Genomic DNA, 19,814 nt, shown 5'->3' with positions numbered 1-19,814 from the left:
CTTATATTATTAGTATATGAGCAAGCACAGTAAGTGCATATGCACTTACGAAAAAATAGATTAAACCAACTATAAAGCTACTGTTTGTTTTAATCTATTTTGCTTGTTGGAGAATATCCCCAAACCCCTAATTTTTTTTAACTTGCATTAGCTATCCTTATAAAAAATATTTACATTCTCTCATATACGAAATTTGATTATTCTTTTTAAAGGTGATAAAATATAAGATAATTAGAAGCAAAACTCAGGAGTTTTCTTAAAGAATATATAATAAATTAAACCTGTAAAACAAGTTGCTATACTTGCTTTTACAGGTTTTTCTTTTTTTACTTAACTATTTAAAGGAGGTAACCTATGGCAAATAGAACTAGAAATAACGGAATATATCTAATGCTATCTGATGAAGAATTAGAATTACTGAACAAAAAATATAAAGCATCTAAATGCAAATCTCTTAGACAATTTATTATAAAATGTATTTTAGAAAAAGATATCTTTATTCTAGATATGGATGTTTTTCGTGAAATGTCAACAAATATAAGTCGTACTTCAAGTAGTATAAATCAAATTGCAAAAAGAGTAAACTCAACATCCCTTATATATAAAAATGATGTAGATGATTTGAAAAAATCATTAGAAAAACAAGCAAAAGATATTTTATCCATGCGTAAAAAGATATACTCTCTTACTTATTCCAATAATTTTAATACGGAGAAAAAATAATGGCTGTTACTAAGATTCATCCTATTAAATCTACCTTAAAAGCTGCCCTTGATTATATTATGGATAGCAATAAAACAGACGAAAAAATTCTAATCTCATCTCTAAATTGTAACCCTATAACTGCTCATTTAGAGTTTGAACAAACAAAAATAGAATGTAATTCTAAGGTAAAAGTTTTAGCTAGACATTTAATTCAAGCTTTCGCACCTGGAGAAACTACACCTGAAGAGGCTCACAAAATTGGAATTGAATTATGCGAGAAGATACTGCAAGGAAAATATGAATACGTAATAACTACCCATGTTGATAAGGAGCATATTCATAACCATATTCTATTTAATAATGTTTCTTTTCATACAGGTAAAGCCTATCAAAGCAATAAAAAATCTTACCATCAAATTAGAAATTATAGTGATGACTTGTGTAGAAAATATAAGTTGTCTGTTATAGATGAAGACTATATGAAGTTTAAAAATAAATATAAAACTAATGGAAAATCATATAAAGAATATATAGAATTTAAAAAAGGGACATCTTGGAAATATAGACTTCAAATATCTATTGATCATGCTATTCAAAAGTCTAATAGCTATGATAATTTTTTAAAAACTATGGAAGAATATGGATACGAAATCAAATTAGGCAAGTACCTATCTTTTCGTCATAAAGAGCAAGGAGAAAAAGGACGATTTATTCGTGCTAAAGAAACTACTCTTGGAAAAGATTATACCAATGAAAAGATCAAGGAAAGAATCGAGAATAATATGAATAAAAAGTTCGTAAAAATTGATTTTGATTCTTCTACGAAAGCATACAAAAAAGTTGACAATCTAATAGACTTAAAAAATAATAAAAAGATACAATCTTCTAAAGCTTATGAAATATGGGCAAAGAAGCACAATATGAATACTATGGCTGACACTTTAAATCAACTCAGAAAGTATGGGCTGACATCTAATATAGATCTAGAAAATAAAATTCAAAAAGAAGCCATTAGCAGACAAAAAACTTTAGATAAAATTAAGGATATAGAAAAAGATTTGAACGAAATCTATACTGCAATTGAGGCTTTAAACACTTTAAAAATAAATAAATCTATTTATGAAGTCTATAAATCAAACTCTAAAGATAAAGAATTTTATACAGAATATAAAACTCAAATTATCACTTACGAAAAGTCAATAACTACTTTAGACAAAAACAAGTATAAAAATTTAAACATACAAGAATTATCAAATATTTACGATGAATATAAAAGTAAAAAAGATGTCCTTATGGTAGAATATTTCAACAAGAACAACTTGATATATAACTTGGCCCAATTAAGGGAAAATACTGATAAATATATTGATAATGAATTGAATTATTAGGGGTAAAGTTTTCTATCTGCGTCCATAAAGAATTTTCATCATTTTGCAACAACACCTTTTACTTCAAGTCCTGTCTTCTAAATATGATTTTTGATAATAATAAGAAAAAAAATAATAGCATTATACCACTCACAAAAGATATAATTTCATTAAATCCATTCATATCAGCATATAGAATATCCCTTATTTGTTGAATTGGAATATAGTTTAATATAAAAATCTTATCAAATAATCCCATAGGCTTTCCATATGCTATTAATAATGCAAATGAAAAAATATATACTATAGATAATGATAATGATCTTGCGATATCTTTAAAAACAAATATAAAGAATACGCAAACTGAATACATTGCACTATTTAATATTATTGAAAAGAATGCTATTTTAACAATATGTTCAATATTCAAGTATAAATTTAAATCATATCCAAGACTTAACCCCATTCTAATACATCCAGCTATAGGATATATCAATATCATTAGGTTATAAGCAAACATATAAACAATTATTTTGCTCCAGAAAATACTACTTCTGGAGTTTCCTATATAAACATCATTATTAACCGTTCTATTTTTAAATTCTGCTCCCATAATTGATGTAATAATTATTGTAACTAAAATTACAATTACAGTTGAATCATAAACCATTGCATCAAAAATTCCTATAGCATCTTTTCTTGAATTTAAATCCACTAAATACCCAGAAGAGCCAAAAATACCTAGCAATAAAATAGCCACGAAAGATATTAGTAAGAATCTATTATGTTTTATCTGATAAAAATCTTTTTTCATAATATTTTTCATATTTACCTCCATTATCATTTTAAATCACATTTTTTAAAATACTTTATTGTTCCTATTAAAAAAACAAAAAAATATACGTTAGCTAAAACTATTGCTTCCATCAAATTAATACTGTTTTCTATCAGCAATCTACCTTGTCCCATTGGAATAAAATGAGCCAATTGAACTGCGTTATTAGAATTCAATAAAAAAATCACAATGAAATAAATCCCAACAGATGAAGCTAAGGTCTTCCCTATATCTTTAAACAAAAAGGCTAAAAATACAGTGATGACTAAAAAAGATGTATTTAATAATAATGTAACCAGAAATATTTCTAAAATGTTTATATTATCTGCTCCATTACCATTTTTTATCATACTAATTATGGTGACTATTGTTGGTTGTAACATCAAAATTAAATTAGAAAATACAATCACAACAAATGTCTTGACTATAACAATATTAGTTCTATTATGTCCACTTACAATGTATCTATTAATTCTTCTATCTAAAAAATTACCCCCTATGTAAAGAGATATAAAAACATTAACAACAATAAATAACAATGGCATATTATAGAAACTATGGTATATCATTTCTGATGTGTTTTTTATATTCTTGTCAAGCAATAAAACAGATTGTAATATAATTGATATAATAAGTAGAATTAGATATTTTTTATCTCGTATAAATTCATATAATTCGGACTTTAGTATATTCTTCATATTACATTCTTCCTATTTTTTCAAATACATAATCTTCTAAAGATTCTCTTTCTTTCTTCATTTCTCTAATTTGAATTTTGTTGTCTGCCAATAAGGAAGACAATAAATCTATATTATCATTAAAATTTCTTATACATACAAATTCATTTTCTTTATTAATCTCTATATTAGGAAATTTTCTCTTAAATATATTTATAGTTTTTTCATTATCGCTTGTTTTAATATAAATATATTCTGTTTTATGCTTTGATAATTCTTTTTTTGTAATAGTTTCAATTATTTTCCCATTGTCTATTAAGATAAAATCGGTAACTGTATTTTCAAGTTCTTCTAATATATGACTTGAAATTAAAATTGTTTTATTTAGATCTTTATTAAGATGATTAATCAATTCTCTAATTTGCTTAATTCCCTCTGGATCAAGTCCATTTATAGGCTCATCCCAAATTAAAAGATCTGGATTTCCAACTAAAGAAAGCCCTATTCCTAATCTTTGTTTCATACCCAAAGAAAAATTACGAGTCTTTTTCTTACCAGTATTTTCAAGATTTACAAGTTTTAAAATCTCTTCAATTTCATTTTCATCATTTATACCTTTTTGAATTTGCTGACTCCTCAAATTTTCTTTTGCAGTCATAAATGGATAAAGCGTTGGTCCTTCCACTAAAGCTCCAATCTTCTTTCTTGAATTTTGTAAATTTTTCTCTCCTTTGTTTCCAAATATAGATATCTCTCCACTAGTTGGAAAAGCTAAACCAGTAATCATTCTAATTAATGTAGTTTTTCCTGCTCCATTTTTTCCAATAAATCCATATACTTTTCCTTTTAATATTCTTAAATCAACATTATCTAATGCAGTATTATTTTTATATTTTTTTGTTAAGTTTTTTATTTCTAGAAGAATTTCATCTTTCATATTAACCTCCAGCATTATTTTTGTTTTCTATCAATAATTCGTGAAAAAACCATTAAAACTGCCAATATAAGATACATCCAAATTTCATTCAAGCCTTCAAATATATTATTATTTCTTAAATAAGCTAAATAAAAATTATATATAACTTGAACTATTGGTACTACGATAATATAACATAATATAACTATCGAAATAAAGTTGTATACTATATAAATGACCCTCTTTTTAAAAGTTTCTTCCTTAAATATTTTTTTTAGTCCCCCAAATGATTTTTTTCTTAAATTTGTTAATTGAAACAAAGTGGTTAGTATATAATATCCGTCTAGTGGCAAAAATGGTATAAAATTTGTTACTACTAATCCTAAATTAGTGTATGCTAACAATAAAAAAACTTTACTAACTGTGCCTGTAGTATAATTTTGGATGATTACTGAAATAAAAAATATAATTAAATTTGATAATATTCCAACACTCCAGACAATTATTCTTTTTCGCTTAGAAAGCGTATAAATCCCATTAGTTTTTATATATGCAATTGGATTTAAATATAAGTATAATACTATTTCCATTTTATTTGGATTTAATCCATATTTTTTAGAAAAAATAGCATGTGAAAATTCATGTACAAGTACACTTGCTGTTGTTAAAAACAAAGATAAAATCAAGCTCAAAACTGAAGAGTCTAATGTTTTATAAATGTTAAAATACAACAATCTTGATAACATTTTTGGTATCAAGGGGAATGAAAAAAAAGCAGCAAATATCAATACTATTAAATATAATCTAGAATACTTTGAAAAAAAATAAAATAAATTTGATAGCTTATCTAATGGTATAGATGCTATCTTAAGACCATATCTTTCAAATTCATTTTTATTTAAATCAACTTGTTCATTTTCAAGTAATCCTGCTTCCAATAATAAGTTATACAACTTATTAATATTTAAATCTATATTTTCTATTTTCTTAAGCTTTTCATTAATTTCCCCTATATCGTTAGTCCCATCAAAATACTTAATAGATTTCATTATAGCATTCTTTTGTTCTTCTTTAACTTCTATATATCTGTCTTTCTCAATACTACCTATACAATATATATCTTCTTTATTTTTGTTCTCAAATAAAATATATTCATTAATATCATTTACTGCTTTAGGTCTATTGTTCTTCATATATTAACTTTCCAAAACAGAGATAATAACCTCTTCTGTCAATTTTCTCATAAATTCACATTCTTCTTCTGCCGATTCAAATATATTTCCAGTTGTATACTGGTTTATTCCCATACATCCATGACATATTGTACGGTTAAAACATTCATTACACTTATCATATTTAAACCTATCATACTTATAATATTTACTCATTGGTCCTTCTTGTATATCCCAAAATTCATCAGTTAATGAATATACATTTCCCAATTTATATTCTTCACAATCATTTAACATAAAACATGGATAAATATCTCCTTTAGCTGAAACTGAAAATACGGTCGCGCCTGCACCACATATTTTATTTGAAATTTTTTTGTTAAATAAACTATCTAATATTTGATTTACAAGCATATATTTTACTTTTTTATTTTTAAAAGAAGATGATACCGCATCAAGAAAAGTTTCTCTGTTTTTTAACCTATAAGATGCATGTTCTTTTGTACTAACAGGGACTACATGAATCGCCTTAAATTTAAATTTATCATACAAATAATCAACAGTATCCTGAACACTGATACCTTTATTTATGTGCCATTGTGTAAAAGTTACTTCTGCTGCGATCGGTTGATTTGTCTTATTTCTCAACTTTACTATATTATTTTCTATAACATCTGCCGTCTTATATCCCTGTCTATTTAGTCTTGTTTCGTTAGTTATATCCTTATTGCCATCTAAACTAACTGTTACATCAATATTATATTTATTAATCAAATCAATAAAATAATCTGTTGCGCATGTTCCATTAGTGGTAATCGTATAGTTCGGAATTTTACTTATTCTATTTGATTCGTATAAACGTTTAACATATTCACATACAAACTCAATAGCGCCTAAATTTAATGTGGGTTCTCCTCCAAAAAATTGAATACACTCAATACAATCAAATCTATTATAAAATGTATCAATTGTTTGCTTGAGCGTTTTATTAGAAATAACACTACTGGTAGAATTGTAAGTTCCTCCATTGGCATAACAATATATACAATTAAGATTACATCCATTTACTATATGTAACGCTAATTTTGATATTTTCTTAACTTTGTCTATATTTTTTGGTACTTCGATAATTTCTTGATTTATAAGCTCAAGAATTTTCTCGTATTTTTCAAAATCAATATTATATTTATCGACAATTATCTTTTTATCAATCCCTTTTTCAATATCTAAAACTATATTTTTTACAGATTTACTAATTTTAAAAAATCTACATGTATTTGGCAAAAATAATATAAATTCTCCATTTTTATTTTGTATTATGTGTGTTTTCATTTTATAATCCTACTCTAATAAAAAATCAATAATCACTAATCAAAATTTCCCCTTTTCTAGCACCAGAAAAGGGGAAATTTTGATTCAATTATTAATGACAATAAGCGCCAAACCATCCATGTGGACATGAGAATCCAAAACTAGGAGTTGTAGCTTCTTCTAATACTTCACAATCATCTAAATCAATTTTTTCACTATTGAGTTTTTCTTCAATTTGTTCATTAAAGTCAATTTCTTCAATCTTAAAATCTTTCATATAATGTCTCCTTATAAAATTTAAATTATTTCTCTTTTTTAGTTACAATTCAATCTAAGTATATTTAATATAATTGCTCTATATCACATAATGAAATCCCCTCCCATTTTAAACTATTTATATACTATAAAACAGTATTTAAAACTGTAATAGTATTCTAATATAAAAAACTATTAAACTTATTATTGAATTACTTGTTCATTACTTCTGTGATTTAATTTTATATAATTTCACCAATAAAATCAGCTAACTTTTGTGAATACTTTCCGTTTTAACCTATCAATTTTACTTTTAATAAAATTTTTGAATGTCCTCAAATTCTATAAGTCTTATTTTATTCTCTTTAATCTCCAATATACATGGTATGCTATTGATACCATAGTAATCTAAGTTCCTATTAAGCTCAGTATTGTTAAAATATTCACCTATGTCTAAATCTACGACATTCTTAGATAAATCATGTTCCTCACTTTCTTTTTTTACTAGCTCTATTCCATTGCTTATATAATGTAAACAATAAGGACAATCTTTTGATGTTAATAGATATATACCATCTTTTTTGCCTATATCTTCCCATTCTATTTGATTCAGCTGCCTTCTCTTTATTTCATAATTAGATAGTTCATAAAATTGTTCGTAATTACTAATCTTTAAATTAAACAATTTAAATATTGCAAAAATAAGAACTAGAAGATATATTCCTTTGATTATGTTTTTACTTTTCACTTTCTATACCAACTACTTAAAAAGTATATTTCCAATGAACATAGTAATTGGGAAAGATAATAGCAATAACAAATTCAAAAAAGCAAATAATATAGATTTTCTTTTTATGGAAAATATCAAGCCAATTATCCCAAGTATAGGGCATATAAAAATCGTGCTTATACCTAAAGGTTTCAATTCTGTAAATTTATTTAACAAATCTACAGGAAGAATATATGAAATAACAAATATTATTATGCCGAGTACAAATGTGTATTTTTCTATATTTTTTAGCATCCTACTTGCCCTACAGTATTAAAATACGTTCTGATTGCCCATGCTACTTTAGCCATTGTTCCTGACATTTCACTTTTATGTTCATCGATATAATCTATCAAGTCTTTATTACACTTACAATTTTTTCTTAATGTTAATGACCATTTGTAGCATTGATCATGTCTTTTACATCCTTCATCTAGTATATCAGTAGCTGGTTTATTGGAATCTTTCCCTCCATAACCTGGTCCACAATAATTTCCCCATATTGGTAAACCTATTGAGCGAGTACTATAACCTTCTGTATTAAATTCTGCATAATTTGAACTAACTGATTCTAACAATAAGCCTTGTTCTATAACTTCTGGACTTTCGTTATTATTTTGTGCATTTTGATAATCAAAATATAGTCTATCATCATCTACAATGATGTATTTCTTAACTTCATCTCCTATTTTTTCAATATCACTATAGCTCAGATTTTCTCCATTGGATGCAACTACATTATTATTAGGTAAGATAAGTACACAAATAGCCAATACAAAAATTAACCCAAAAAATATTTTTTTTAATTTTTCTTTCATTACATATCTCCTTTACGCTACTAACACTTTTACTGCCTTATTTCTAATTTAACTCTATAGTATTTAGAAATTTATTTCAGCTAACTTTTGTGCATATTTTAAAAACAGCCTAGTAAAAAACACTCTTTCTAAAGCACGTTAAATAAATTTAGATTTAATAACAAACTTATCGCATAAGTTTTAATTCCAATAACATCACCTGAAAATTAAAATTAAAAGGTTCTTGTTGATAACTAAAAAATATACATGCTCTCTAAAAGAAAATGAAAATAGAATAAAATAATTATGATAATATATAGGAAACATACATTTCTAAAATATCTATAATTATAAATAGCAAAAATAACCTAAGATTTGCAATCTTACTAATATAATACTATATAATGAATCCAGAAAATATTAAGAAAATTAGATGCTTATACATTTATAACTTCTATTTAATTGCACGATTTAGCGCTAGAAAAAAATTTAAAAACTCAGACGAAAGCAATATTTAAGATCTACTTTAATCAAAAGGCAATAGGAGGCATGATTTAATTTGAATATTTTGAGACACATATCGTTGCATAACCAATAGTAGAAACTAAAATATCAGTCATAATTCAAAATTGCTTTACACAAACGGTAGATAAATACAAAGCTCTACGTTTAAACCTTCGCAAAACTCCAATAAAATATCGCCCAGAAGATCTAAAAATACGTCACACAAAAATTGCTTATATATTGATTTTGTTTAATTTAATAATCACTTGTATTATAATGTGACCTATTTTAAAAAATAATACAAGTTACTTTATATCTATAAAAAATAATTAACACTTTTTTCAAAATTAATAAATCTAATATTCTCTCCTGTTCCTTTTGATATTATCTCAGTATGTCTACTTTTTATTAGAGACTTAATATCTTTTGGAGTTAATTTATGATTCAATTTTATTAACAATGAAGCTAAAGCTGTAACAAAGGCTGTAGCACCGGATGTACCACTCGCCTTTAGCATAATCGAACCATTTTGAATTAGTCCACAAATGTCCTCTCCGGGAGCGAAAATATCAACAGTCTTGCCATAATTAGATGTTTTATAAAGTGAGCCTTCTTTATCTACTGCTCCAACAACAATTATATTATCTAAATTATAGCAAGCTGGATATTTTGGAATAACATCAATATTTGTAGAATTATTTCCAGCAGATACAACAAATAAAACATCTCGTGCATTCTTAATTGCATTATATTCAGACTCTAAATATTCCCAACCGCCAAAACTGCAATTCAGGACTCTAACGTTATTTCTTCTAGCCTCACTAATAGCATCTATAAAATAATCACTGGTTTTCTTTCGATATTGGTCATCATCAAATTTAAATATTGGATACAAATTTAATCTTCCTAATTTCAATAAGCTATAAAATCCTTTTAATGGATACTTTCCTATAATTATACTGCTTATATATTCACCATGATTTTTCAAACTTAAAATATCTGATTCATTTGTATTCCTCTCCTCATTATTAGCATCAATAAAAGCGTCTATTATTCCTAATCTAGTATCTACTTTATTACACAAGTCTATTACTGGTAAAATATTTATATCTATACCCGTTACATAATTTTTTATATACCATTGATATTTGCTGACATACATTTTGTCTATATATGCATTTTTAAATATGATATTATAACTACATTGATTCTGAAAACTTCCTTGTATTGATAATATATATTCTCTTCTAGAGATCACATTAATGTGAAATTTATAATAATCTTTATGAATTTCATGAGTATCTATATAATTAATTGATTTAATTTTTATTTCACAGCTACCATTTAATTTGCAAACAACTTCATAAATACCATCGTTGGAAAAACTTAGTGGATATTCAACATTTTCTCCAGGATTTATCACTCCAATATACGCCAATTTATCCATATTATTTACCATAAAATTTACTACTATATCTTTTAAGAGACATCTTAAAAACTAAGAAGGTTAATAAAACCCAAACTATTCTTGATAATAATAGTTTTATACAATCATTATGTAATAAACTTAAAGCTTTTATAGTCATCGGAAATGTAATATAGCCACTATTAACCACTAAAAGTATCATTAATAAAATGTAATAGTTTATATAAGTAAACAAGTCCTTTTTTAATAGTAATAAAATAGATAGAACTATATAGCTTCCAGATAGAATTTCTAAAATTGTTAATATATTAAACTTAAAACTCATTAAATACACTTTACCTGTTATAAAATAATTAATTCCTTGAAAAAAAAATTGTCCCAAAATATAAAATAGTAATTCAGTACCCAAAACAATATTAAATATCTTTCTTATATTCTTTTTCTCGTTAATTGAATATATTACCATATAGTCTTTCTGTATACATAGGAACTTTTCATTTATTACACTTAATACAAAAATAGGAACCAAGAATATTAAAAATACTTGATGATTTAAAAGACGAAATATCATGTCATCTTGCATATAAATCACACCAAAAGTTTTTGTATCAATGAAACATAACATAAAGTAAGTTATAAAATATAGAATCATAAGTTTCCTATTTTTTAATACAATCTTTAAATAACTCATCTCATTACTCCTCAATAATACTTTCTAAAAAATTATGAATGTAAGAATCCTCATAAATTTCTGGAAATTTTTCTTGTAATAATTCTACAAACTGCTTATCCGTTTTTATACTAACCTTATCTAGATCTTCAACTAATTGTATTAACTGATTTTCATATTTATCTGCTGTTAATAAACCTACTCTTTTAACATAATTAAATTTCGTTATTGGAGCATCGTATATGGAATATATGTCTTTTTCTGTTTGCTTAGAAACCGCACTATTTTCTCCGAACGTTTCATATATGACTTTTCTTTTTATTACCTCACTAGCTCCATCTAAAATATGTTTGAAATATCTGTTATCTCTATTATATTTATCGATAGATGTCATCCACAAAAGTATAAAATCATCGCAATTATTTATGACAACACTAGGTTCATAAAAATTCAACGCTGACAAACTATATATATTTACTCTTAAACAATTCTTATCTAAAATTATTGGCTCTTCTTGATCGACAAATTTCCAGCCAAATGAAGATAGAAATATTTTGTTTATTTCATATTTTTCTACTCTACTTCCCCCAAAAGGTATGAAAGATTTTTGTAACTTTGTTAAAATTTCTACACCTTTTACATAATCGTCAGGATTTATGTTTTTAAATGTTACTTTGTGTCCCTCAATCAATTTAAATTGTGGTTCTCTACTTGATTCAAGTCTAGCATATGCAAATAGAGAACTCTCTATAATTATAAAGCCTGCAATTAAAAGAGGTAACAATATATACTTTCTTGTATTTAAATATATATTATTTCTTCTCATTGATACAGAAAATATACCTAAGAATATAGCAGCTAACATTTTGCAAAAACTAATAACATTTATTTTATCTAAATTAAAAATGTATTCATTTATCGCAAATATAAATGAATATTCCGTTTGTCTATAAGCATTAACAAAAAAGAAGTTATACGCAAATATAAACATCAAAATTATCAATCCAGTCTTTTTAGAAACTGTATTTCCTAAAAATAAGCCCAGCATAATTGAAAATGCATAGGATAAAATTGCCCACAATAAAACTATAAGTATATTTTGTTTCATAACATATAATTCTACTAATATACTCAAAAATATAGGAAGATTAATAATACATTGCAATAACGTCAATCTAACATATTTTGTAACTAGAGAAATTTTACTAAGTACAAATAGACTTTCTCTTTCATTCTCTATAAAAACTTTAACGCCAAGAAGTGTTATTAAACTTACCCATATCATGAGAATCAAATTTGCAGTCACTTTCATACTAAAGTCTTGCATATATAGAATACTTGAGAACAAAATAATTATTCCATACATCAATATAAACAATTTTTTAGTTCTAAATATCTCTTGAACTTCAATTTCAAATATATAATTAAGTTCTTTTTTCATATATTTAACTCCGACTCTTTTATCTTAAAAAAATATGCATCTTCTAAATCAGGAATAACTTGACTTTCTGCATTCGAATTATCTATAAATTTAATATATATCTTATCTTCAAAACGTTTTATTGATATTACTTTATTCATTATTTCCTCTGGTATATCTTCATATTGGTTAATTGTCATTGTAGAAATTTTTCCTTCCGCTTGTTCAATAAATTTTTCAATCGAACCAGAATATAATATGTTCCCACCAACCATAACTCCAATTTTATCACAAAGAGCAGATACATCCGATATTATATGGGTTGAAATTATTATAATTTTATCATTTTTAATTTCATTAATAATATTTTTAAATCGTAATCTTTCTATAGGATCCAATCCTATCGTAGGTTCGTCCAGAATTAAAATTTTGGGATCACCTATCAAAGCTTGAATAATTGCTACCCTTTGCTTCATACCTCCCGAAAGGGACTTCATTTTTTCACCTTTTTTATCTTCAAGGTTAAACTTCCTAATCCAATATTCGATTGATTCATTTATATCATTATCAGACATTTTTTTATTCAACCCAATATAGTATAAAAATTCATACAATGAAAGCATTTCAAAAAACTCAAACCTTTGTGGAACATATCCGATTTGTGATCTTATTTTACTTAAATCTTCTTTAACATCCAATCCATTTATTTCTAACTTTCCCTTGCTAAATGGAATAAGTGTAGCAATAATCTTTAATAATGTTGTTTTCCCTGCTCCATTTGCACCAACTAAACCATATACACCAGAATTTATTTCCAAAGATATATCATTAATTATATTCTTTGTGTTTTTCTTATATTTGAAGGTCAAGTTTTTAATTTCAATCATTTTTCTCATCTCCTGTTTTTGAATTCTCGTAAAAATCCTTGAACTTTGTGTTCTTTAATAATAACTTTTCTGAATTATCATCTTCACATATCCTGCCATCTTCTATATATATAATTCTATAGCCTTGTAAATCTATTAATTGTAATCTATGTGTAACAATAACTTTAGTAACACCATCTAGTTGCTCGTCCAAAATATCATATATCCTTTTTTCTGAAAGAACATCTAATCCTGAGTTTGGTTCATCTAACACTAATAAATTCATATTTTTTCTCATAAGAGTTCTACAAAATACTAGTTGTTGCCACTCTCCACCAGATAAATCAACTCCCAAATCAAATCTATTGCCAAGTTGTAAGCTTTCTATATCTCTTCCAGATAAAAATTTAAGAAGATTTTTTGATTCAAAAATATCAAGAACTCTTAAAACTTCATCTTTAGAAATATCTAAATTTGAAAGTTTTAGAAATTCTAATATTCTCAATTCGTACTTAGTAAAATTCTGAAATATTACGCCAGTTCTTTGATAAAAAGAAGGCATATATATCTCTCTTATTGAAATTCCATTGACTAATATTTCCCCTTCAAATTTTTTATATATTCCTAATAAAAGCTTTAATATTGTACTTTTACCACTGCCGTTTTCTCCAACTAAGATTATCTTTTCTCCTCTTTTTATTTTAAAGCTGATGTCTTTTAATACATAATTTAAATTATCTTTGTATTTAAAACTAACATTTTTAAATTCTATTGTATCTATTGCTCTAACATTTCTATAAGCATATTCCAAATCTTCTTTTTGTGACCCATAACTATTTTCAATAAAATCATTTAAATTTTCTAAATAATTTCTCTTTGTATATATTTTTGCTATATTTATACTTATTTGTTCAGAATATCTAGTTACATTCCATACGCAAGATATTAAAGTATTAGCAGTTCCAAATAAAACCATCCCTAAAATTACTGAATTGATAATTCTATATATTATTATAAACGCCACTAGTATTGATAAAAACTGAAATAATATCCCATTTTCAAATTGAAACCTAAGTATTTCTTTATCTTTCTTTATAAAATCTTCATATTCCCTAATAAATATCTTCTTAAAGAAATTCTCTACTCCTAATATTTTATTTTCCTTACTTGATACATCATTAACCAACAAACTCCTTATATAAGTAATTTTTCTAACTATTGGCACTCTTTCTTGAAGGTTTTTAAATTCATGCTTACCAATTTTAATAGTAAAATAAAAAGAAATTAATGGAGCAATACCCAAAAAAATCAGGCTAAATCTGTCCCAACTTGCCAATATAAAGCAGCTAATTAACAACCCTAATAATCCTTCTATAAATGCAACAATCAAATTAAATACTTCAAAAGGAGTATTGATATCTCTTAAAGACTCATGAATTTTATTATATGTTTCAGAATTCTCAAAATCACTTAAATCTAAATTTATAATTTTATCAATTAATTTTATATTTAAACAATTAGTCATCTCTAAGTCCATTTCATTTAATATATACTTAAATTCTTCATTAATAAATTTATCCAAACCCATAAGCATTAAGTAGCCTAGTAAAATTAAAATAATATTATCTATAGTTTTATTTTGAATGTCATTCAATATAAGTTGAAAAATTTTTAAATTTATAAACGGAAGCATTACTTTAAGCGGAAAAATCAAGATGAGTATAATTAATTTTTTTCTACAATTTTCTTGTATTAATTTTATTGTGCTGAACATATTGTACCTCTACAATTTGCCCCAAGAATAAAGGCGGAGTTAAAAATATAAAACTCCACCTCTATTCTAATATACTATCCTATGTGAGTACATTCTGTGCCAAAGTCGCATTTCTTACAATCGTTATTTTTAAAATCAGTCGCATCACATGAATCACATCTGTCTTTAGCATCGCAAAATACACACCAATCTAAGTCTTTATCTAAGTTACCTTTGTTTACTAAATCTCGCAATTTATTGCTGTTAATTTGTTTCACAATACCCTCCTTTAAATACAATTAAACTTTTCTCAATTTTCAAATATCAGAGTTTTTTTTGCTTCATCATCTAATGAGATATATGATTCTAATATTCTTTCGTGCACTTTTCTTATATATTTACAATTAGTTTCTGAATGTTTCCTAATGCTACCAGTTGAATAGTAGTTTTGATTTACACAACCTCCTCCACATGAATTTCTTGCTATACAAGTTAAACACTCAGAAAAATTAGCAAGATCCCAGTCAGTTAAATAATTTTTTTTATCATATTGATTATTATTAACATCACCTATAACAAAATCTGCAAGTCCTACAAATCTATGGCAAGGATATAACTTCCCATCAATATCTACTGCAACCATATTATCACCAGCTCCACATCCTTTAGTTCTAATCCCATCACTAGAAAATTTTCGTAATACATTTAAATACATATAATATTTCCTTACATCAACATATTTGTGTTTTTTTATTAATGATTCAATATAATCTATCAGTTCTAAATAACTGTTCGTTATTTTTTCATAATCAGAATCATTAAGAAGATTATCTGCCTCAGCCCATGCAACATTAGGAAAATCAAGTGTATTTGTTAAATGCCTTATGCTATTTTTAATATCTAAGTTATTTGGGCCTATGGTTGCTCTCACTAATACTTTTTTATTTAATTTATTAATATTTTTTACAACTATATCATAAATTCCATTTCCATCTTTAAAGTATCTATTCGAATCATTTGAAATTTTATCTCCATCCAAACTAACTGTTAATGAAATATCTTTATCATTTATAAATCTCTTAATATTCTCATTAAGCAACGTTAAATTTGTAGTCATAGAATAGTGAATTTCCCTTCCAAAATTAGAATTGTGTTCCATGTATTCAATAAAATCTTTAATCAAGTCATAATTCATTAAAGGTTCTCCACCGAAAAAACATATATATAGATCTTTTCTCTTAGTAATGTTTAACATAAAATTCAATGCCTTAATTGCAGTATCTAAAGTCATTTCACCTCTATTTTGATATTCACCACCTTCTCCGTAACAATATCTACACCTAAGATTGCACTTTTGAGATATCATCAATGTCATCCCACTTAGATCACTTTTGATTTTTTTCTCAAATGACTTACTATAGATCTCCTTGATATGTTTTATATTATCATCAGTTTTTAAAATAAAATTATCTTCACAAAATTCTTTTAGTTTAGGATATTTTTCAATATCTTCATGTTTGATAAAAACACTTTCTCCGTCAAAATCTAGTTGAAAAATTGCATTCGTAATAATTGTATATAAATAATTAATTCCATTAACATTTTTAACTATAAATGGAAAAAACTTACTATCTGTATCTAAGCTTAACATCGCCAAATCCTCCTCCCTCATAATATATGGGTATATAAAATGAATACACTTGTTAATTATTTTTACATATCTTATACTCTCGATTAAATTATATATTAAACATGTCTACAAATCTGCTAACCTTTGTGAATATATTTTCTATATTATTTTTTAGCATCCAACTTGCCCCACAGTATTAAAATACGTTCTAATTGCCCATGCTACTTTAGCCATTGTTCCTGACATTTCACTTTTATGTTCATCGATATAATCTACCAAGTCTTTATTACACTTACAATTTTTTCTTAATGTTAATGACCATTTGTAGCATTGATCATGTCTTTTACATCCTTCATCTAGTATATCAGTAGCTGGTTTATTGGAATCTTTCCCTCCATAACCTGGTCCACAATAATTTCCCCATATTGGTAAACCTATTGAGCGAGTACTATAACCTTCTGTATTAAATTCTGCATAATTTGAACTAACTGATTCTAACAATAAGCCTTGTTCTATAACTTCTGGACTTTCGTTATTATTTTGTGCATTTTGATAATCAAAATATAGTCTATCATCATCTACAATGATGTATTTCTTAACTTCATCTCCTATTTTTTCAATATCACTATAGCTCAGATTTTCTCCATTGGATGCAACTACATTATTATTAGGTAAGATAAGTACACAAATAGCCAATACAAAAATTAACCCAAAAAATATTTTTTTTAATTTTTCTTTCATTACATATCTCCTTTACGCTACTAACACTTTTACTGCCTTATTTCTAATTTAACTCTATAGTATTTAGAAATTTATTTCAGCTAACTTTTGTGCATATTTTATTTGTTATCTTTATATAATTTTTAGACATTGAGAATACTCCATCACATGTTTCTTGTATTTCATTTTCATGAGAGATTATTATTACTATGCTATTTTTACTTTTTTCTTTTATTTTAGAGATTGTCTTTTTCTTCATTTCTTGGTCCAATCCAGATAATACTTCGTCCAATAAAATCAAAGAATGTTGCCCAATCATCATCTTAGTCAGCTGAACTTTTTGTTGTTCTCCTTTTGATAAAGTATCTTCTAAGTTTTTAGTCTTATGCGTTTTTATTTTCTCTAATTCTAAAAATCTAATTATTTTATCTAAAAATAATTCATCAATTTCATTTTTTCCAAATAATGTAATATTGGAATTTAGATTTTCACGTAATATAAATGGTTTGCTTTCTATAAATAAGACTTCATCTCTTAAATCTTCATCTTTAATATCACTTATTTCGATGTCATTTATTAAGATTTCACCTTCATAATCGGTATAAAGTTTACTAATTAGGTTAAAAATTGTTGTTTTACCAGATCCATTCTCTCCAACTATTCCATATAAACCAGGCTTCGATATTTCAAATGAAAAATCTTTCAATATGTATTCATCATCATATTTAAATGAAACATTTTTAAATTTAAGGCTAGTTACTTTTGATAATTTCTTTCCATCAATTTTCTTTTCATTGTCATGATACATAATTTTCCTATATCGTTCTAAATCTACAATAACTTCATTAAAAGATAAGTTTAAATCACCAATTTTTTTAATTGACGAATGTAACTTTTCCATATAACTACTAAAGGCAACTATATTTCCCAATGTCAAATTTCCTAATATTATTAACCTCGCCGAAGTAAATAAAATTAGAGAACTTAAAATAATAGTTATCAAATCTTGTAAACTCCTTACAGTCATATTTATCTTCAAATTAGACATAGATACATTTTTTAAATCCTGAAGCTTTTTTTCATAATTTTCTTTAAATATTTTTTCTAAATTATTTAGTTTTATTCCAGTTAAATTTGAAATCGTATCTATTAGATAATCTGAATATGCATCTAAATTTGCAATATAGTCTCTTTGTTTACTAATAATAGTACTTTTGAATATATAGTTAATTCCGTAAGTCAATGGAAGTAATATAATCGCAATTACAAATAATTTTAATGATATCCTAATCATAATATAGGCAGATATAATGATGCTAAACATAATCATAACTATGCTTGAAAATAAATCTATATAGAAACTGACTATTTTATCGCCTGTATTTTCTATTCTGCTTACAAGTTCTCCTTCACCATACGAATTTAAAAATTCATATCTCGTATCTAATATTTTAGAAAACATCGCTTCTTTTATACTGTTTGAACAATCCACTGATAATATATTGCCAAGCCATTCCTCTAAAATACTGCTTAAACTTTGAAATATATTTAAAAATAGACTTATAAGAATAAACTTTGATACTAATTGCAAATCTTTTATTACTATCATATCAATAATTTTCCCAAATACATAAGGAATCACCAGACTCGCAATTATTCCTAATAGTATGACTATTATTAAATATATAATTTTCTTTTTCTGTGGTAATATAAATTTATCAATTACTTTTTTGTGTTCACTCCAATCAAACATATTATTCATCTACTAAATATACTTTCCTAGATTTAAAATCAATTGACCAAAAAGAATTGTCAGTACTTTCCCAAATATATTTATCGGATGTATCTCTCCACCATTTCTCGTATTCTTCTACTATGTTTTTATAATCTCTATCTACTTTTTCATAAACTTCTTGACTTTCCGATAAGATTTTCAACAAGTTTTCTAAGGCTATTTTCTTTTCAAGAAGCTCTTCTAAATTTCTACTTTCTTCCTGTGTTAATGTCCCAACTTCTTTCAA

Annotated in this window: 20 protein-coding genes; 2 read left to right on the top strand and 18 right to left on the bottom strand. The window is 25.5% G+C overall.

Annotation, left to right across the window (positions count from 1 at the left end; all coding sequences use genetic code 11):
• Positions 1-354 precede the first annotated feature (354 nt).
• Positions 355-723 (top strand): plasmid mobilization relaxosome protein MobC, encoded by a 369-nt coding sequence (locus tag ABXG81_RS02750; protein ID WP_094202812.1) that lies wholly within the window; start codon positions 355-357, stop codon positions 721-723.
• Positions 723-2,093 (top strand): relaxase/mobilization nuclease domain-containing protein, encoded by a 1,371-nt coding sequence (locus ABXG81_RS02745; protein ID WP_353529060.1) that lies wholly within the window; start codon positions 723-725, stop codon positions 2,091-2,093. Before ABXG81_RS02750 ends, ABXG81_RS02745 begins: the two co-directional genes overlap by 1 nt.
• A 58-nt stretch (positions 2,094-2,151) precedes the next feature.
• Here the strand turns inward: ABXG81_RS02745 and ABXG81_RS02740 are convergent, their stop codons facing one another.
• The 18 genes from ABXG81_RS02740 to ABXG81_RS02655 form a co-directional block, all read right to left on the bottom strand.
• The gene (locus ABXG81_RS02740) at positions 2,152-2,898 is read right to left on the bottom strand and encodes an ABC transporter permease (protein WP_010247237.1); all 747 of its coding nucleotides are present in this window, start codon (positions 2,896-2,898) and stop codon (positions 2,152-2,154) included.
• A gap of 14 nt (positions 2,899-2,912) precedes the next feature.
• Positions 2,913-3,605: an ABC transporter permease gene (locus tag ABXG81_RS02735; protein ID WP_195216091.1), complete on the bottom strand. Its 693-nt coding sequence runs from the start codon at positions 3,603-3,605 to the stop codon at positions 2,913-2,915.
• 1 nt (position 3,606) lies between these two features.
• Complete coding sequence (locus ABXG81_RS02730; RefSeq protein ID WP_010247241.1) at positions 3,607-4,521, bottom strand: ATP-binding cassette domain-containing protein; 915 nt, start codon at positions 4,519-4,521, stop codon at positions 3,607-3,609.
• A 14-nt stretch (positions 4,522-4,535) separates the two neighbouring features.
• Positions 4,536-5,693, bottom strand: coding sequence for a M50 family metallopeptidase (locus ABXG81_RS02725; RefSeq protein WP_010247244.1), 1,158 nt, complete (start codon positions 5,691-5,693; stop codon positions 4,536-4,538).
• 3 nt (positions 5,694-5,696) lie between these two features.
• Complete coding sequence (locus ABXG81_RS02720) at positions 5,697-7,004, bottom strand: radical SAM protein (RefSeq protein WP_353529059.1); 1,308 nt, start codon at positions 7,002-7,004, stop codon at positions 5,697-5,699.
• 91 nt (positions 7,005-7,095) lie between these two features.
• Positions 7,096-7,260 (bottom strand): hypothetical protein, encoded by a 165-nt coding sequence (locus ABXG81_RS02715; protein WP_153604660.1) that lies wholly within the window; start codon positions 7,258-7,260, stop codon positions 7,096-7,098.
• A gap of 291 nt (positions 7,261-7,551) precedes the next feature.
• On the bottom strand, positions 7,552-7,986 hold the full coding sequence (locus tag ABXG81_RS02710; RefSeq protein ID WP_353529058.1) for a hypothetical protein: 435 nt from the start codon (positions 7,984-7,986) through the stop codon (positions 7,552-7,554).
• A 12-nt stretch (positions 7,987-7,998) separates the two neighbouring features.
• Positions 7,999-8,262, bottom strand: a complete 264-nt coding sequence (locus tag ABXG81_RS02705; protein ID WP_353529057.1) for a hypothetical protein — start codon at positions 8,260-8,262, stop codon at positions 7,999-8,001.
• Complete coding sequence (locus tag ABXG81_RS02700) at positions 8,256-8,825, bottom strand: hypothetical protein (RefSeq protein WP_353529056.1); 570 nt, start codon at positions 8,823-8,825, stop codon at positions 8,256-8,258. Before ABXG81_RS02700 ends, ABXG81_RS02705 begins: the two co-directional genes overlap by 7 nt.
• 799 nt (positions 8,826-9,624) lie before the next feature.
• The gene (locus tag ABXG81_RS02695; RefSeq protein ID WP_353529055.1) at positions 9,625-10,755 is read right to left on the bottom strand and encodes a S8 family serine peptidase; all 1,131 of its coding nucleotides are present in this window, start codon (positions 10,753-10,755) and stop codon (positions 9,625-9,627) included.
• A 674-nt stretch (positions 10,756-11,429) separates the two neighbouring features.
• Positions 11,430-12,845, bottom strand: coding sequence for a hypothetical protein (locus ABXG81_RS02690; protein WP_196377260.1), 1,416 nt, complete (start codon positions 12,843-12,845; stop codon positions 11,430-11,432).
• Positions 12,842-13,711 carry an ATP-binding cassette domain-containing protein gene (locus ABXG81_RS02685; protein WP_353529054.1) on the bottom strand — a complete coding sequence of 290 codons (870 nt, stop codon included), beginning with the start codon at positions 13,709-13,711 and terminating at the stop codon, positions 12,842-12,844. The genes ABXG81_RS02690 and ABXG81_RS02685 overlap by 4 nt, the downstream gene beginning before the upstream one ends.
• The gene (locus ABXG81_RS02680) at positions 13,704-15,464 is read right to left on the bottom strand and encodes an ABC transporter ATP-binding protein (RefSeq protein ID WP_353529053.1); all 1,761 of its coding nucleotides are present in this window, start codon (positions 15,462-15,464) and stop codon (positions 13,704-13,706) included. Before ABXG81_RS02680 ends, ABXG81_RS02685 begins: the two co-directional genes overlap by 8 nt.
• A 74-nt stretch (positions 15,465-15,538) precedes the next feature.
• Positions 15,539-15,721 carry a hypothetical protein gene (locus tag ABXG81_RS02675; protein ID WP_353529052.1) on the bottom strand — a complete coding sequence of 61 codons (183 nt, stop codon included), beginning with the start codon at positions 15,719-15,721 and terminating at the stop codon, positions 15,539-15,541.
• 32 nt (positions 15,722-15,753) lie between these two features.
• Positions 15,754-17,094, bottom strand: coding sequence for a radical SAM protein (locus ABXG81_RS02670; protein WP_353529051.1), 1,341 nt, complete (start codon positions 17,092-17,094; stop codon positions 15,754-15,756).
• Between the two features lie 150 nt (positions 17,095-17,244).
• Complete coding sequence (locus ABXG81_RS02665; protein ID WP_353529050.1) at positions 17,245-17,814, bottom strand: hypothetical protein; 570 nt, start codon at positions 17,812-17,814, stop codon at positions 17,245-17,247.
• A gap of 76 nt (positions 17,815-17,890) precedes the next feature.
• Positions 17,891-19,555 carry an ABC transporter ATP-binding protein gene (locus ABXG81_RS02660; protein WP_353529049.1) on the bottom strand — a complete coding sequence of 555 codons (1,665 nt, stop codon included), beginning with the start codon at positions 19,553-19,555 and terminating at the stop codon, positions 17,891-17,893.
• Positions 19,548-19,814 carry a CXXX repeat peptide modification system protein gene (locus ABXG81_RS02655; RefSeq protein ID WP_353529048.1) on the bottom strand — a complete coding sequence of 89 codons (267 nt, stop codon included), beginning with the start codon at positions 19,812-19,814 and terminating at the stop codon, positions 19,548-19,550. Before ABXG81_RS02655 ends, ABXG81_RS02660 begins: the two co-directional genes overlap by 8 nt.

This window comes from Anaerococcus nagyae (assembly GCF_040364225.1).
GTDB lineage: Bacteria > Bacillota > Clostridia > Tissierellales > Peptoniphilaceae > Anaerococcus > Anaerococcus nagyae.
Note: the sequence above shows the minus strand (reverse complement) of the source record. Positions and strands in the feature narration are given on the sequence as shown.